Below are 13,861 nucleotides of genomic sequence, written 5' to 3'. Positions count from 1 at the left end.
TTTTTTTTGGCCCCCTCTAGGCCAGGTCAGTGGCTGCTTTCGGCGATTTCTGGGGCGTTTTTGTACAGGCCTTACAAGGGGTGTTGCTGACCGTCGCCTTGATCCACCGTGGTCGCCTATCGCACGGGACCAGGCGAGATCGGTTCTCCGATCGCTACTAACGGTACCGTCGTTCAGCCGGGCGATCTAATCCTGGGCGATCTTGACGGGGTCGTCTGCGTTTCAAAAGAGGACGCGATCCGAATTCGCGACGTCGGTCAAGAAGCATGAAGCCAAAGCGAGGCAGATGGTCTAGACCGAAGCCGGAACGGTGAACCGACAATGGGTGGATAAGGTCCTCCATGGTGCTGGCTTGAATTTGTTGGATAAGCTGCTGGTTATGAGGAGGCGACGTCTACAGACCCTCCCTCGTTTGGGGCGCTGGCACTTGCTCATCACGAACAGTTTAGCGTGACCCTCCTTCCGGTTGCTGCTTAAAAGAGGATGCAGCCCGGAGTCCGCCATGTTGAATTTTGTCTTCCTCGGAATTGCAATCGTCGGTGAAGTGGTAGCCACCAGCGCGTTGAAAGCCTCGCAAGGGTTCACACAGCTGCTTCCGAGCCTGATCGTGGTGATCGGATACGGGGTGGCTTTCTTCTTCCTCTCGCTCACACTGAAGGTGATCCCGATCGGGATAGCTTACGCTACCTGGTCTGGTGCCGGGGTGGTGTTGGTCGCATTGATCGGCCAACTCTGGTTTCACCAGAAGCTGGACCTGGCGGCCGTCATCGGGATGGGCTTCATCATCGTAGGCGTTCTGTTGATGAACGTCGTTTCTAAGGCCGGCGGGCACTAACAAATGCGGCACGGGAGCGGGAGCGGCGAGCAGCTCGTTGATCTTCTGGACGCCAGCTTCGTCGTCTAGCCGTCCTGCTCGCGTAGCGGCAAATTCGACTGGGATGCGCGGGGTGGACTCACACCAGTTTGTGCGTACACTCTCCCCATCGTCACCAACGGACTTCTTGGGCAGTGGCGGCTGAGGGTTACTAAGTGCCCGCGCCTGCGACACCAGTGGAGAAGCGCCGATGGTTGCGTCAGGATCGTCAAGTATTCGCATTCCAGAGATGATCGCCTTGCAGCGTTGGGCGGCTAGATACACGCCCTCTAGCGCGATAGCTGAACGTATTGCGCGTCGCACCATCGTTCTGGCGGCGACCGATCCAGACCTGCTGCTCGGCAACGATGTAAAGCAGGATCTTCTCATTCTCCTGCATGAGGTTGCGCTCCAGGACCTCAGGACGTGCCCTTCGACATCCAGCCTACAGGAGCAGCGACCGGCAATCGGATGATATGCTGTCATCATCCTAGCCTCCGCCGTACTCGGCTGGATCTAGGGAGGGTGCACTTCCGCACAGGAACCTTCGGCAGCAACGCACGGTTCGGCCAGAGTTGATACGGAGGATCTATGATGCCGAAATACTTCCTTCACCTGAGAGAGCGGGATGAGCTTGTCCGGGATGTCGAGGGCGCCAAATTCGATGACCTCAATACAGCTAGGGATGAGGCCCGCAATGCTATCGGGACATCGTCGCGGAGCACATAGCTTCCGGGCAGGAGTTGCGTCTGCAAACCGTCGAAATCTGCGACGATAAGGGCGGCCACGTGGCCACCGTCCGGCTCGCCGAAGCCATTTCCGCCATCCTCCCCGTGGACACGTTCGAATCATGGTCGCGATGCCGTTGGCGAGAGCCTGCATTTCGATCTTTGTAAGCTTAGCCATCTGCCGAGCCCTCCGTGGTGGCGAGCAGGCCGCGATGACGGTGGCACATTTCGCAGTCGTCGGTAGTGCAGGCATCCACCTGCTCTTGAAGGGCTGCCCGAAGGCTGATGACTTCATTTTCGGCGGCGAGCGTGCGCTCCAGCATTGTGCCGACGTATGCGCGGGCTTCGGGTAGCTCTGCCCTTCAATGCCGGCTTCATTCAACGCTGTCACGAGCGGTAGATATGCTCCGACCAGTTCATCTTTTGGCAGCCGATGATGCTGTTCCGGATGTCGTTGATCTTGTTGAGAGCCGCCATCAGATTCGGCGAGGGAGAGCATCCTGATGCTGCATCTTTTTCCACTTTCCGCAGTTTAGGCAGACGGAAGCTTAGGAGAGCAACGATGGCAGAGAAAACGGTCCAAGAAGCAGACAAGCCCATGAATGAGAATGACGGCCCCAGACGATATTCCGGAAACGTCGATACTTCGATGACGCCGGAGGAAGAGATAAACGATCCTCGCCGGGGCAAAGCAGGTCGACCTGACGCAACGGCAAAGTAGGTGGAACTCATCTCCGTTCCTCCTTATCTTGAAGGGGGCGGACTCGACCTCCCTCGCCTTCGAGCTGAGGAACTTCTGAGCCTGAACCACGATGCGAAGGCCGTTGAACATCTCCTTCGCAAGATCAGCGCGCACTTGGGCGTTCTTGGCAGTGATGCATCCGGCGCGCAGGTCGAGAAGAGATCGCCTTTGACTCCATACGCTACGCCGACGAGATCATACGGCTTTGAATAGCCCCTAGACTTGTAGACGCCTTCTCCCCTAAATCTGAGGCAGGAGGCCTATATGGGCAAAGGCAATTTCACGGAAGAGTTCAAGCGTGACGCGGTGCGTCAGATCACCGAGCGTGGGTACCCGGTGGCGGAGGTTTCGCAGCGGCTCGGTGTCAGCCAGCATTCATTGTACCAGTGGAAGAAGAAGTTCGGCACGTTGAACGCCAAATCTAGCGACGAAGCCGAGGAGATCAGGCGGCTGAAGAGAGAGCTGGCTTGCGTCACTGAGGAGCGCGACATTCTAAAAAAAGCGGCCGCTTACTTCGCCAGGGATGCAAAGTGAAGTACGCGTTCATTGCCCTGCATCGCCTGAGTTTCTCGGTTTGAACCGCGCCGGCTTTGCCGGAGGCCCCAACTCGTGAGAAGTAGGGTCTATGACAAGCAAAACGACGAACAAATTTTCTCCTGAAGTCCGCGCCCGCGCCGTTCGGATGGTGACGGAACATGAAGCCGAACACTCATCGCGCTGGGCGGCGGTATCATCGATAGCGGCCAAGATCGGCTGCTCAGCACACACGCTCAATGAATGGGTGAAGAAGGCAGATGTCGACAGCGGCAAGCGGGCTGGTCTGCCGAGCGATATGGCAGAGAAGATGAAGGCTCTGGAGCGGGAGAACCGCGAGCTTCGTCAGGCGAATGAGATTTTACGCAAAGCCTCGGCGTATTTTGCCCAGGCGGAGCTCGACCGCCCACTGAAGCGATGATTTCCTTCATCGACGAACACCGCTCGGTGCTCGGGGTCGAGCCGATCTGCAGACTGCTGCCGATTGCCCCGTCCACCTATTATGAGGTTATCGCCAAGCGCACAGACGTGGACCGCCTATCGGCCCGCGAACGGAATGATATTGCCATGAAAGTCGAGATCCGCCGGGTGTTCAACGAGAACTTCCAGGTCTATGGCGTGCGCAAAGTCTGGCGGCAGTTGCAGCGAGAAGGTTACGACATCGCCCGCTGCACCGTCGCTCGGCTTAAGAGAATGATGGGGCTTCAAGGCGTCATTCGCGGCAAGCCAGTCAAAACCACCGGGTCGGACAAGTCCGCTCTATGCCCGCTAGACCGGGTGAACCGACAGTTCTTCGCTCCAGCGCCGAACATGCTGTGGCTATCCGATTTCACCTATGTCGCGACCTGGCAGGGCTTCGTTTACGTGGCCTTCGTCATTGATGCCTTCGCCCGCCGTATTGTCGGTTGGCGCGCGAGCCGAACGGCCCATGCGGGCTTTGTGCTCGATGCCCTCGACCAGGCGCTTCATGATCGGCGGCCCGTCAAACGTGGCGGGCTGGTTCATCATTCCGACCGCGGCTCGCAATATGTGTCCATTCGCTATTCCGAACGGCTGGCGGAGGCGGGCATCGAGCCGTCTGTCGGGAGCGTTGGCGACAGTTATGACAATGCTCTCGCCGAAACGATCAACGGTCTTTACAAGGCCGAGGTCATCCATCGGCGAGGACCATGGCGCAACTTCGAAGCCGTGGAGTTCGCCACGCTCGAATGGGTCGACTGGTTCAACCACCGCCGCCTTCTGGAACCCATCGGGAATATCCCGCCTGCAGAGGCAGAAGAACGCTACTACGCCATGCTGGACGCACCAGCTATGGCCGCATAACTTAAACCAAACGGTCTCCGGTAAAGCCGGGGCGGTTCATTTCCAACCTCATCGGCCGCGTGCGGTAGCGGACAAAACCCGGGGTTCGTGACCCGTGGGTTAAGGACGTAGTTTGTGCTCCAAGCGAGCTGGGCCGCATCTAGTAAACGCGCATCGGCCCAGTGGTCTATGACGGCCATCGTTGTTGCGGCATTCCTCACGAGGCGTCGGAGGATGCCGCATCTGCGAGAGACGATGGCATGGCATGACGACATCGCACCGAAGGTTTTGTCCGACAGCAAGATCGGCGATGCCTTGTCCGATACCCTGACCAGTGGGAGTACCTGAGGCGCAATATCGAAGACGGCAGGATGCCGACCAGTAACAACTTGCTTGTGCTCGATATCAGAATCTTCGCTACCGGCAGAAGAGTTGGCTGTTCAGCGACTCCGTGGAAGGAGCCAGGGCGAGTGCCATGGTCTACAGCCTTATCCGGACATGTCGCGCCTGCCGCAGCCAGCGGACAATGCGGACCTCTTTCCATTCAACAGGCCAAATCAATGGGCATGGAAATGAGCGCCTACACAGAAGGGAATCGAGCCAGCATCCGTCCAGCTCTTCGCGAAACGGCTCTGCCTTTAACGGTGACGACCTACGAGATGGAGGGGGGGACCAATGCCTGATAGGGATAGGGCCCCGGCTTGAATTTGCCAGAGTGGTTCATGTATGGCACTTCCGTCTGATTATCAAATTCGCAAACGACATGAGGGCTGCTGTGGGAGAGGAAATCTGGTCGACGCTCGTTCAGGAGTTTTCGGACGTTCCAGACGCGTCCACCATAACTCTCATCACGGCGCGCATCGTAGTCGCCGCATTGCTTGGGGGAATTCTTGGGTACGAGCGGGAACGTAAGGGAAGAAGCGCCGGCGTGCGAACCCACATGCTGGTGGCCGTGGGTGCATCGCTGTTCGTCATAGGCCCGCTACAAAGCGGTATGGAGATCGGAGATCTGTCGCGCGTATTGCAGGGCATCGTGCAAGGAATTGGCTTCCTTGGCGCCGGCGCCATCATGGTCCGTTCAGCTCAGCGCCAGGTGGAAGGTCTTACAACGGCTGCCAATATCTGGGCGACAGCCGGGATCGGTGTAATCGCGGGGCTGGGCTTGGAAGCAACCGCTGTCCTGTCAACCGCGATTGTTTTGATCATTCTCGCAGCCGTGCCTTTGATCCTGCCAAAGTTCATCGATACAGACCGCGAATCAGGCTAATCTAGTGTTACTTGTCGTTTACTCTGCTGGCGCGCAGATCGCGCGGGAGCCAGTGTGACGGAGCTTGGTTGCCGCCATTCAACCTCACGTATCTGCGACAGAGAAACTCGGCCCGCCCAAGACTGCAGGACCGTCGTCATTTTGCGCTCCACCTTGAAATTAAAGGCACAATGCTCACTGTGAGCGCGGGTTTTCTCGAACGGAAGTTGGGTTCCTGCGAAGAGTATCGACGATCCGTCGTTACCTCATCCGGCTGGCCAACTGCTGCTCTTCGCGCAGACGTTCTCATATAGCCCAACGATCGTCGCAGCCATGTTTCCGCGTCCGCCGGCCTTCGCGAAATGTCTGCGCTCGCAGGCGCTGTCGAAGACCCGCTTAAGCATCTGGAGTTCGGCGGGAGAGATGTGGTCGGGTCGGCGGTTGGTAATTTTCGTGGAGTTATATTTCCGCAAGTCAGATGAACCTACGATGGAGGACGTTCTGGCGGGCTCTCCCTAAGATCCTCGACCAGCACGGCCGACCCATCGAGCGGTTGCTTGGCTAAATGGACCAGGGCAGACGCTAGAGCAGATCCTGTTCAATCCGGATCATATCCAGCGGCCCTGAAGTAGTTGGCGCATTCTGTCGGTGTGAAGCAGGGGTCAAAGCACCGACCGCGTCCCAGAGTGCATCGATCTTTCTCTCTGCCCGGCCTCGCAACATGGCTTTTAATTTGGAGAAGGCATTCTCGATAGGATTGAAGTCGGGGCTGTAGGGCGGGAGGAACATGAGCTTGGCACCGACACGCTCGATCGCATCGCGAACTCCAGCTGTCTTGTGCGCCGGCAGATTGTCCATCACGACGACGTCCCCGGCCTGAAGGGTTGGGATCAGCACCTGCTCGACGTAAGCCGGGAAAACGTTGCCGTTCATTGCACCGTCGTAGACGAACGGTGCGGTCATTCCCGTGAGGCGCAGTGCTCCGGTGAAGGTCGTCGTTTTCCAATGCCCGTGCGGTACCCCAGCTCGGCAACGCTCGCCTCGAAGGGCACGCCCCCGCAGGCGTGCCATCTTTGTGGAGAGGCCGGTTTCGTCGATGAAGATCAGCTTCTCCGGATCGAGATCGAGCTGGCCATCAAACCAGATGCGCCGCCGCTTCAGGACATCCGGCCGGTCTTGCTCCAGTGCATGTGCGGACTTTTTTAAACGTCCATCCGCGCCCTCGCAGCCAAGCCCCAAGTGCACTCCGGCTGATCTTCACCTGCCGCTCTACAGACAAGAGCTCGACCATTTCATCGAGCGTCACGTCCTTACGGTCTTCGATCAGGCCCACACCAATGCCTCGTGTGCATCCAGCACCGACGGTCGCCTCCAGCCTTGCGGCCGGGCGGTCGGCTCACCTTCCTTCGCCCTTGCAATCCAGCGGATCGCCGTCCAGATCCCAACTCCGAACCCCGCGGCCGCCTGTCGAGCGGACATGCCCGCCGCAGACGCTTTCAACACACGAAACCGAAGATCATCGCTCAATGCCTGCGCCATCATCCACCTCCTTGCTGTGGATGTTGAATCAGCTTCGGCTCAGCCGGTCACCTCACATTCGATTCATCGATCACAGGACCTGCTCTAGCTGCGCTAGCTGTAGCGCGATCTCCACCAAACCGGGCGGTTGAGGATCATCGTAGTCCATCATGTGGAACTTATCCAAGCGCGATGTTTCTGTGGTGCGTCGACTTGGTCTGATAACGGACGGAATAGGTCGGAACGCGCGACCCCCGTCAGCGGATAGGGCCACGCGCGTCCCAGAGCGCAAGAGGCTACAGGAGATCGTACGCTCACGGTTATAACCGTGGCATTGTCTTGAAGTTTCGCCGTACCATCAGAAGGCGAACTGCTTGCTGATCGCGGTGCCCAACTCATTGTTGCCGGCGATGAAGTCCGCCAGGAACTCGTGAAGGCCGGCGGCGAACAACGTGCTAACATTGGTCTCCCGTAGCTGCCGCAGGACCGTTGTTGCGTGCCGATGAGCTGGCCCGTGCCGTCCGGTGGTCTCGGCAAGTTGGTCGAGCACCTCGACGATCGCGGCGTAGCAGGAGGCCAGCGATCGCGGCATCCGCTCGTTAAAGATGAGGAGGTCGGCCACAAGCCACGGCTTCACTGCCCCCCGATAGAGCAAGCGGTAGGCGGTGAGTGCCGAGACCGTGCGAAGTACGGTGGCCCACTGAAAGTAATCCAAGCCGCCGCCCGCGGTTTCGTCCCTCGGCAGCAGTAGATGGTACTTAACGTCCAACAGACGCGCGGTGGCGTCTGCGCGCTCCACGGATGCCCCTAAGCGGAGAAAGCAGTAGGGCTCGTTGCGTAGCATGGTGCGCTGCGCGGCACCGTCGAAGGTGGCCACCGCACGCTGCACCGCTTCCGTGAAATCACCCGACAGCGGACTTGACGGATCCTGAGCGCGGCTGATGATTTCACGCCAGGCGCTGTTCAGCGCCTCCCACGCTTCCCGGGTCAGCCCGGTTCGAACCGCTCTGGCGTTGCTTCGGGCTTTATCGATGCAAGCGCAGATGGAAGCGGGATTGCTGGTGTCGACTGTGAGAAACTTCACCACGACAGCTTCGGTGGGAGTCCCATGCGCGTCCTGAAAGGCATGGGAAAGCCCTGCCGCCGCAAGAGCACCTGACCAGGCGGTGGGGTCTCCGCCGTAGCTGGTCGGAAGCGACGACAAGCGGCTAGTCGCCTCGACCAGGCGGGCGAGGAAATGCGCCCGCTCGACGTAGCGGCCGGTCCAGTAGAGGTTTGACGCGGTTCTCGACAGCATCAGCAGCCCGCCACCCAGGTGTCCTTGGTGCCGCCTCCTTGGCTTGAGTTCACGACCAGCGAGCCGGGTTTAAGCGCGACGCGCGTTAACCCCCCGGGCGTCACCTTTACCCCGCCCGCCCCGGTGAGGACGAAGGGTCGAAGGTCCACGTGGCGGGACTCGGTTCTGCCCTCGTGGAGGGTAGGGCACGTAGAAAGCGCTAGCGTGGGCTGCGCAATGAAGCCTGCAGGGTGCGCGCGGAGCTTGGCGGCAAACTCTGAGATCTGCGCCTGCGTGGCGTGCGGGCCGACGAGCATGCCATAGCCGCCGGAACCATCAACCTCCTTGACGACGAGTTCAGGTAGATGATCCAGCACATACGACAGATGCTCCGCCTCTCGGCACCGCCAGGTGGGAACATTCGCCAGGATCGGGTCCCGGCCTGTATAGAAGCGAATGATCTCCGGCATGTAGCTATAGACTGCTTTGTCGTCCGCAACACCCGTGCCGACCGCGTTGGCGAGAGCCACGTTTCCGGCAAGGTAGGCCGCGAGCAAGCCGGGCACGCCGAGGGTGGAGTCCGGTCGAAAAAACAGCGGATCAAGATAAGCGTCGTCGATACGTCGGTAGATGACGTGCACCCTGCGTGGCCCTTCTATCGTGCGCATGTACACAAGGTTATCCTCCACGAAGAGATCGGCGCCTTCGACCAGCTCAACCCCCATCTGTTCCGCCAGGAAGCTGTGCTCGTAGAACGCCGAGTTGTATGGCCCCGGCGTCAATACCACGACGGTCGGCTCGGCCTCCCCACCCTCGGGCGCCACCGACCGCAGTGTTTCAAGAAGCAGGTCTGGGTAGGTTTCGACAGGAGCGACCTTCGAGCGGGCGACAAGCTCGGGGAAGAGCCGCAGCATCACTTCGCGGTTTTCGAGCATGTATGAGACGCCGGAGGGAGTGCGAGCGTTATCCTCCAGCACATAAAAGTCATCAGGCCCGGTGCGTACCAGATCAATCCCGGCAATGTGCACGAACACACCTTTGTTTGGCCGATGCCCCATCACACCCAGCTCCAACTGCGGGTTGCGGTTGACCAATTCATCCGGGATGACGCCGGCCTTCAGTATCTCCTGTGAGCCGTAGAGATCGGAAAGGAGCGCGTTGAGAGCCTCGACCCGCTGCACCAGGCCTTGTTCGATCCGCGGCCACTCCGCCGAACTGATCACACGCGGAACCACATCGAACGGTATCAGCCGTTCTAACCCACCCGCGTCACCGTAAACATTGAACGTAACCCCGATTTGTCGGAACAACAGCTCAGCCTGCGCGGACCGGGTCTGCAGAAGGGCGGAGGGGGTTTCCTCCAGCCATGCCCGAACCTGCTGATAAGCTTCGCGGGCGACGCCAATAGAGTCGTCCATCTCGTTATAGGGCGTTGCCATTTAACCTCCGGAACCTAAAGTCCACCTGAGCCGTCACAGCGCAGCCTCTGCAGAGAGAGACGTCACCGCGAACGTCTGCGCGAGTAGTTCTGCCTCACCGAAGACCGTCATGAAAGCTATGTCGCCAGCGTCTCGCCCTGTCGCGACCCGGACCATCGTCTGCGCCGGCGCGCGCCCCGTCGGATCGATCACGTGCCAGCGCCCCCCGAGAAAAACTTCGGTTACAGCGTGCATGTCGGGAGGATCAAGATGCCAGGCGTAGGCACTCACAGCCCGAGCGGGGATGTTAGCAGCGCGGCAGAACGAAATGGCGAGGTGCGTGAAGTCCCGACAAACGCCCGCGCGTTTCGTAAGCGTTTCAAGCGCGTCCGTCTGGGCATTGCTCACGCCGGGCCTGTACGCAATGTGGCTGCGCAGCCAGTCCAGAATCGCAAGGACCCGGTCACCCGCGCATGGAGCCGCAAAGTTGGCATCGACGAAATCTTGCAAGCGATCTGAGGGGCAGTAGCGGCTTGGCAACAGGAAGTTGATGGCTCCAGACGGCAGGTCGCGGATAAGGGAGGCTGGAAGGCCGGCAAGCTCAAGCCGCTCCGGACGGACGTCCACTGCGGCTGCGTAACGAACCTCCATCTCGCCGACCGCGGTGAACACAGCCCGCCGCTCTCCGGTTACGGAATCGTCGAGGCGAGCGACGCTCGCCGGCGGGTCGATGACTAGCTGTTCGTGAGACACCGCCTGGGCTTGCGTGCGCGCCGCTTCCAACAGCAGTAGTACCTCAGCGGGTCGACGGAAGCGGTAGGCAAGAGTGGCTTGCACGAACAGCTGCGTGCTGCTGCAGGGATCAGGTACACGCTCTCCGTCAGAGATCGTGGCAGGTTGCGCCGCTCCCTGTACGGCGCTGTCCGGCAAGGCAGTTGTACGGGCAACCTGACACTCCATGGCGGTCATCGACCGGCTTCTCCCTCAGCGTCCGGGAGAGGGCAAAGGATCTCGTCGAATCGTCGCCCCGCCGCTTCGATCGGCTTGGACTGAGGGTAGCGCCGACCTCTGGCGTCAACCGACAGGCTGCCTGCCCGTTTGCCGCGCTGCACCAGCAGCCGAATCCCGCCGCTCTGTTCCGGATTGGTCACCAGTTGCCAGCAATCCACTTCGAAAACGCGACCAATCGAGGCCGACACCTTTGCCCCCGCCGCGTCGACCGCTTGGGAAGCAGGGTTCTCCCACGTCACCTCGGTCCGCCCGAGGCGAGCCCAAAGTTGGATTCGGTGGCCGGCTTCCGAGACGGGTGGATCAAATGCATTATCGACCAAGACATCACCTGTGAGGTTTCAGAAAACTACCAACGAAAGAGCCATTCCCATCGACCTGGTCAGGCGAAACACGTTTCAGGTGTTATACTCCGACAGTAGGCTGCCATTAATCGCGCGCAGTGTTCTACGTCCGCGAGACTCAACACTTCAGATGGCGTGTGCATGTACCGCAACGGGATTTCGAGGAGACCGGCAGCAACGCCGCTGCGACTAATCTGCAGGACCCTCGCATCTGTCGGGCTGCTGCTTGGCGACGCATTGACCTGGAAAGGAATATCGGCGTTTCTGGCAGCGGCAACCAGCAGGTCAAACACGGCGCGATTGGTATTAGGACCGCGCGGGATGCCAGGGCCTCGCCCAACATAGAACTCCCCGTATTCCGACTTGAGGAGATTGGGTATATCGAGCGCCTGACCCATGTCGACGGCCAGGGCCGTCTGTGGCTGGATGTTGAACACTGCGGTGGTTGCGCCCCTGGACCCGATCTCTTCCTGGACGGTTGCGACTCCATAGACTCCGACCTGTGGATGAAGACCGCCTTCCTGACGCAGCAACCGCATCGCTTCTGCGACGACGAGGACGCCTGCTTTGTTGTCAAAAGCTCTTCCAACCGCTCGATCTCCGATCAGTTGCTGGAGCTCCGCTTGAGCGGTCACAACATCACCAATCGATACAAGCTCTTCAGCTTGCGACTTCGTGCTCGCGCCAATGTCGATCCAGAGGCTCTTAAGCAGCGGCTTTTTCTTCTGCTCATCGGGTGTCTGCAGATGCATCGCCTTGGTACCGATGATCCCGGCAAGTCTACTGCGACCGTGCACCCAAACCCTTTGTCCCGCGGCGATGGCACTGTCGTTACCGCCCACCGCGCTGAAGTGCAGAAAGCCATCGTCGCTGATATGGTGCACCATGAAGCCGATCTCATCCATGTGAGCAGCGAGCATGATTTTCACGGACGCGTCGGGATTCATGACTGCGGTCACGTTTCCGAGCGCATCGGTGGAAACTATGTCCGAATATCGCTCTGTATAGTTCCGGTAAATGTGGCCGATATCCGCCTCATATCCGCTCGGAGAGGCCGCTGCCACTAGTGTCTTCAGGAACTCCAAGGACTGCTCTTGCATGTTTACTCCAAGCTTAAAATGCCTCAACGTGGGCTGATAGGATCGACGCGTCGCCATTGAGCATGGCAGCCTCGATGGAGGCTCGAATAAAAGCTTCTCGCGCCAATTCGGAGGCGAGTTGTTGGCGAACGGCCGCAATACAGTTGGCCTTGGCTCCACGGTAATGGCGTCCCTGAACCGCCGGCCATCGGTAAGAAAGGCAGTCAAGAGCCTGCTTTGGCCCCCAGACGGGCTCCGCCCTTCCATTGCCCACCCGCACCCACACTGGCGTCTGCCAACCGCCGCGGAGATTCGCTTCGACGACCTCATGCCTCATTAGATTTTGCTCCCTAGAATGGTCTGCTAACCGCCTTCGTTATCATCTCATTCCTCAACAGTACGATGGCGTACCCTCCGCGCTCACTTCCTGATGAGCCCTAACTGCACGACAACCGGCTGTTGTAAGGCGGCGCGTTCACATCAAGCCTCCATGGGGCTCCTCGGTTCTGGGCCGGTCAATGACGACAGCTTGCTAGCGATGACCGCTCTTGGGTTCTCCCTCAAGGGCGCATGAAACTGCTTCGAAGGTCCTTCAACCGAGGTGCTGACCCGGGCGCCGGTAATCAGCCGGTTGATAAAGTCCATTTTCTCGACAACTGGCGGCGGCATGACGAAAGGATAGATGTCGCGCGATCCCATCGACCGCTGGAGCGTGTTCAGCGCCAGGCTGATTGGAACCCATGCATCTGCGAGTTGGTATGCGCTCTTAGCACGGTACGGGTCAAAACCTACGTCAGCGTCAAGATCGTGGTGATGTGGTGGTTTGATCGAAAGGCCGAATGCTCGGGCGGATTCCAGTGTGTCGACGACATGGAAGAAATGAGCCCAGCATTCAGCGAAATCCTCTGAAGGGTGGCAGCTTGCATAGGTCGAGATGAACCGCTGCTGCCAGTCAGCTGGGGGTCCGTCGCGGTAGTTCTTTTGGAGCGCTGCTTTGTAATCCGCTCGTTCATCCCCGAACAGCTGGCGGGCTTCATCAAGCATGCTGCTTCCATCAACGAGTTGCCGGAAGAAGAAGTGGCCGATCTCGTGGCGGAAGTGGCCAAGCAAAGACCGATAAGGCTCGCCCATCGAAACGCGTTCTTTCTCGCGGATGACATCGTCCGCTTCAGCTGCACGCAAGCTGATTAATCCGTTCTCGTGCCCTGTCACGGCCGGGATCGGCTGGCCCTGCTCATCCTTGGTGTCTTCGAGAAAGTCGAACACCAGCCCATTGTTCGGATCGTCCGTCCGATTAGGGCAGGGAAGGCCAAAGCGGAGGATGGAGTAAAACAGATGACGCTGCGCTGCACCGATCTTCCGGAAGCGCTCCAATCCTTCGGAACTGTCTGTGTTCGGAATTGCTCGATTGTATCTCGCCGGGATGGCGAGCGGGTTCGGATCGTCAGCAGATACGAGCCAGTTACTCCCATCGAGATGTGCATTGGCGCAGAACCGGAACAACTCGTTTGGGCGCGAGGCGGTGGAATAAAGACCGCCACCCACATCCTTCAAGGTTTGGATAGTAAGCGAATCGGAGAGAAAACCGACCGGAGCGTTGTTAGCGCCGACGCTAAAGTGGTCTTCAAAATAGAGCGGTAATCCGCTCACGTCACATCGGAAAAGCCGCATCAGTTCCTCGCTTCAAGTTGTGAGCTCAAACCGGCAGTAGTTCAGTATGTTTCAGATGCCCGTAGATGGTCCGTAATCGTACGTAAGCAGCGCCTTATTTTTGGGATGCGCAGCCGGCGGAGCTTGTTTGACTGGAAAAGGA

General features: G+C 59.1%; 15 protein-coding genes, 3 pseudogenes and 1 other annotated feature. Of the genes and pseudogenes, 7 read left to right on the top strand and 11 right to left on the bottom strand.

Features of this window, described 5'->3' with window-relative positions; genetic code table 11:
* The first annotated feature begins 108 nt into the window (after positions 1-108).
* A complete protein-coding gene (locus M1E10_RS02990; RefSeq protein WP_499172646.1) occupies positions 109-270 on the top strand; it encodes an RraA family protein in 162 nt (53 codons plus the stop codon).
* Between the two features lie 232 nt (positions 271-502).
* The gene (locus M1E10_RS02985; protein ID WP_499172645.1) at positions 503-835 is read left to right on the top strand and encodes a DMT family transporter; all 333 of its coding nucleotides are present in this window, start codon (positions 503-505) and stop codon (positions 833-835) included.
* 247 nt (positions 836-1,082) lie between these two features.
* Here the strand turns inward: M1E10_RS02985 and M1E10_RS02980 are convergent, their stop codons facing one another.
* On the bottom strand, positions 1,083-1,253 hold the full coding sequence (locus tag M1E10_RS02980) for a hypothetical protein (protein WP_499172644.1): 171 nt from the start codon (positions 1,251-1,253) through the stop codon (positions 1,083-1,085).
* 191 nt (positions 1,254-1,444) lie between these two features.
* Between M1E10_RS02980 and M1E10_RS02975 the strand changes: the two genes are divergently transcribed.
* Complete coding sequence (locus M1E10_RS02975; RefSeq protein ID WP_499172643.1) at positions 1,445-1,582, top strand: DUF6894 family protein; 138 nt, start codon at positions 1,445-1,447, stop codon at positions 1,580-1,582.
* Positions 1,583-1,751: 169 nt separating this feature from the next.
* Here the strand turns inward: M1E10_RS02975 and M1E10_RS02970 are convergent, their stop codons facing one another.
* Positions 1,752-1,904 (bottom strand): hypothetical protein, encoded by a 153-nt coding sequence (locus M1E10_RS02970; protein ID WP_499172642.1) that lies wholly within the window; start codon positions 1,902-1,904, stop codon positions 1,752-1,754.
* A 64-nt stretch (positions 1,905-1,968) separates the two neighbouring features.
* Positions 1,969-2,313, bottom strand: coding sequence for a hypothetical protein (locus tag M1E10_RS02965; RefSeq protein WP_499172641.1), 345 nt, complete (start codon positions 2,311-2,313; stop codon positions 1,969-1,971).
* A gap of 274 nt (positions 2,314-2,587) precedes the next feature.
* Here M1E10_RS02965 and M1E10_RS02960 point away from each other — a divergent pair.
* The 4 genes and pseudogenes from M1E10_RS02960 to M1E10_RS02945 all read left to right on the top strand — a co-directional run.
* A pseudogene (locus tag M1E10_RS02960) lies at positions 2,588-2,898 on the top strand (transposase); the annotation flags it as partial.
* Positions 2,899-2,948: 50 nt separating this feature from the next.
* Positions 2,949-4,180 (top strand): IS3 family transposase gene (locus M1E10_RS02955; protein WP_499172640.1). Its coding sequence is split into 2 segments (ribosomal slippage): positions 2,949-3,240 and positions 3,240-4,180, totalling 1,233 coding nucleotides; the frame shifts between segments, so codons are not numbered across the junction.
* Positions 3,233-3,349 (top strand) — a sequence feature (AL1L pseudoknot). Its footprint overlaps the gene before it by 117 nt.
* Positions 4,181-4,417: 237 nt before the next feature.
* Positions 4,418-4,670, top strand: a pseudogene (locus M1E10_RS02950) (IS66 family transposase); the annotation flags it as partial.
* A 264-nt stretch (positions 4,671-4,934) separates the two neighbouring features.
* Complete coding sequence (locus tag M1E10_RS02945) at positions 4,935-5,426, top strand: MgtC/SapB family protein (protein ID WP_499173454.1); 492 nt, start codon at positions 4,935-4,937, stop codon at positions 5,424-5,426.
* 577 nt (positions 5,427-6,003) lie between these two features.
* Here the strand turns inward: M1E10_RS02945 and M1E10_RS02940 are convergent.
* The 8 genes and pseudogenes from M1E10_RS02940 to M1E10_RS02905 all read right to left on the bottom strand — a co-directional run bounded on the left by M1E10_RS02940 (position 6,004) and on the right by M1E10_RS02905 (position 13,719).
* Positions 6,004-6,944, bottom strand: a pseudogene (locus M1E10_RS02940) (IS630 family transposase).
* Between the two features lie 337 nt (positions 6,945-7,281).
* The gene (locus M1E10_RS02935; RefSeq protein ID WP_499172639.1) at positions 7,282-8,220 is read right to left on the bottom strand and encodes an alpha-E domain-containing protein; all 939 of its coding nucleotides are present in this window, start codon (positions 8,218-8,220) and stop codon (positions 7,282-7,284) included.
* The gene (locus tag M1E10_RS02930; RefSeq protein WP_499172638.1) at positions 8,220-9,638 is read right to left on the bottom strand and encodes a circularly permuted type 2 ATP-grasp protein; all 1,419 of its coding nucleotides are present in this window, start codon (positions 9,636-9,638) and stop codon (positions 8,220-8,222) included. The genes M1E10_RS02935 and M1E10_RS02930 overlap by 1 nt, the downstream gene beginning before the upstream one ends.
* Before the next feature lie 33 nt (positions 9,639-9,671).
* Positions 9,672-10,586, bottom strand: a complete 915-nt coding sequence (locus M1E10_RS02925; RefSeq protein WP_499172637.1) for a transglutaminase-like domain-containing protein — start codon at positions 10,584-10,586, stop codon at positions 9,672-9,674.
* Complete coding sequence (locus M1E10_RS02920; RefSeq protein ID WP_499172636.1) at positions 10,583-10,948, bottom strand: hypothetical protein; 366 nt, start codon at positions 10,946-10,948, stop codon at positions 10,583-10,585. The genes M1E10_RS02925 and M1E10_RS02920 overlap by 4 nt, the downstream gene beginning before the upstream one ends.
* 59 nt (positions 10,949-11,007) lie before the next feature.
* On the bottom strand, positions 11,008-12,069 hold the full coding sequence (locus M1E10_RS02915) for a zinc-binding metallopeptidase family protein (protein ID WP_499172635.1): 1,062 nt from the start codon (positions 12,067-12,069) through the stop codon (positions 11,008-11,010).
* A gap of 13 nt (positions 12,070-12,082) precedes the next feature.
* A complete protein-coding gene (locus M1E10_RS02910) occupies positions 12,083-12,385 on the bottom strand; it encodes a DUF982 domain-containing protein (protein WP_499172634.1) in 303 nt (100 codons plus the stop codon).
* Between the two features lie 143 nt (positions 12,386-12,528).
* Complete coding sequence (locus M1E10_RS02905; protein ID WP_499172633.1) at positions 12,529-13,719, bottom strand: zinc-binding metallopeptidase family protein; 1,191 nt, start codon at positions 13,717-13,719, stop codon at positions 12,529-12,531.
* Between the last annotated feature and the right edge of the window lie 142 nt (positions 13,720-13,861).

The organism is Rhizobium sp. PK7-22 (assembly GCF_056530405.1).
This window is presented reverse-complemented; position numbering and strand designations above follow the sequence as displayed.

What these genes read in the sequence shown, in the direction of transcription:
- M1E10_RS02985 (WP_499172645.1), top strand. Translation starts at nt 503, where the DNA reads ATGTTGAATTTTGTCTTCCTCGGAATTGCAATCGTCGGTGAAGTGGTA.
- M1E10_RS02980 (WP_499172644.1), bottom strand. Translation starts at nt 1,253, where the DNA reads ATGCAGGAGAATGAGAAGATCCTGCTTTACATCGTTGCCGAGCAGCAG.
- M1E10_RS02975 (WP_499172643.1), top strand. Translation starts at nt 1,445, where the DNA reads ATGATGCCGAAATACTTCCTTCACCTGAGAGAGCGGGATGAGCTTGTC.
- M1E10_RS02970 (WP_499172642.1), bottom strand. Translation starts at nt 1,904, where the DNA reads ATGCTGGAGCGCACGCTCGCCGCCGAAAATGAAGTCATCAGCCTTCGG.
- M1E10_RS02965 (WP_499172641.1), bottom strand. Translation starts at nt 2,313, where the DNA reads ATGAGTTCCACCTACTTTGCCGTTGCGTCAGGTCGACCTGCTTTGCCC.
- M1E10_RS02935 (WP_499172639.1), bottom strand. Translation starts at nt 8,220, where the DNA reads ATGCTGTCGAGAACCGCGTCAAACCTCTACTGGACCGGCCGCTACGTC.
- M1E10_RS02930 (WP_499172638.1), bottom strand. Translation starts at nt 9,638, where the DNA reads ATGGCAACGCCCTATAACGAGATGGACGACTCTATTGGCGTCGCCCGC.
- M1E10_RS02925 (WP_499172637.1), bottom strand. Translation starts at nt 10,586, where the DNA reads ATGACCGCCATGGAGTGTCAGGTTGCCCGTACAACTGCCTTGCCGGAC.
- M1E10_RS02915 (WP_499172635.1), bottom strand. Translation starts at nt 12,069, where the DNA reads ATGCAAGAGCAGTCCTTGGAGTTCCTGAAGACACTAGTGGCAGCGGCC.
- M1E10_RS02910 (WP_499172634.1), bottom strand. Translation starts at nt 12,385, where the DNA reads ATGAGGCATGAGGTCGTCGAAGCGAATCTCCGCGGCGGTTGGCAGACG.
- M1E10_RS02905 (WP_499172633.1), bottom strand. Translation starts at nt 13,719, where the DNA reads ATGCGGCTTTTCCGATGTGACGTGAGCGGATTACCGCTCTATTTTGAA.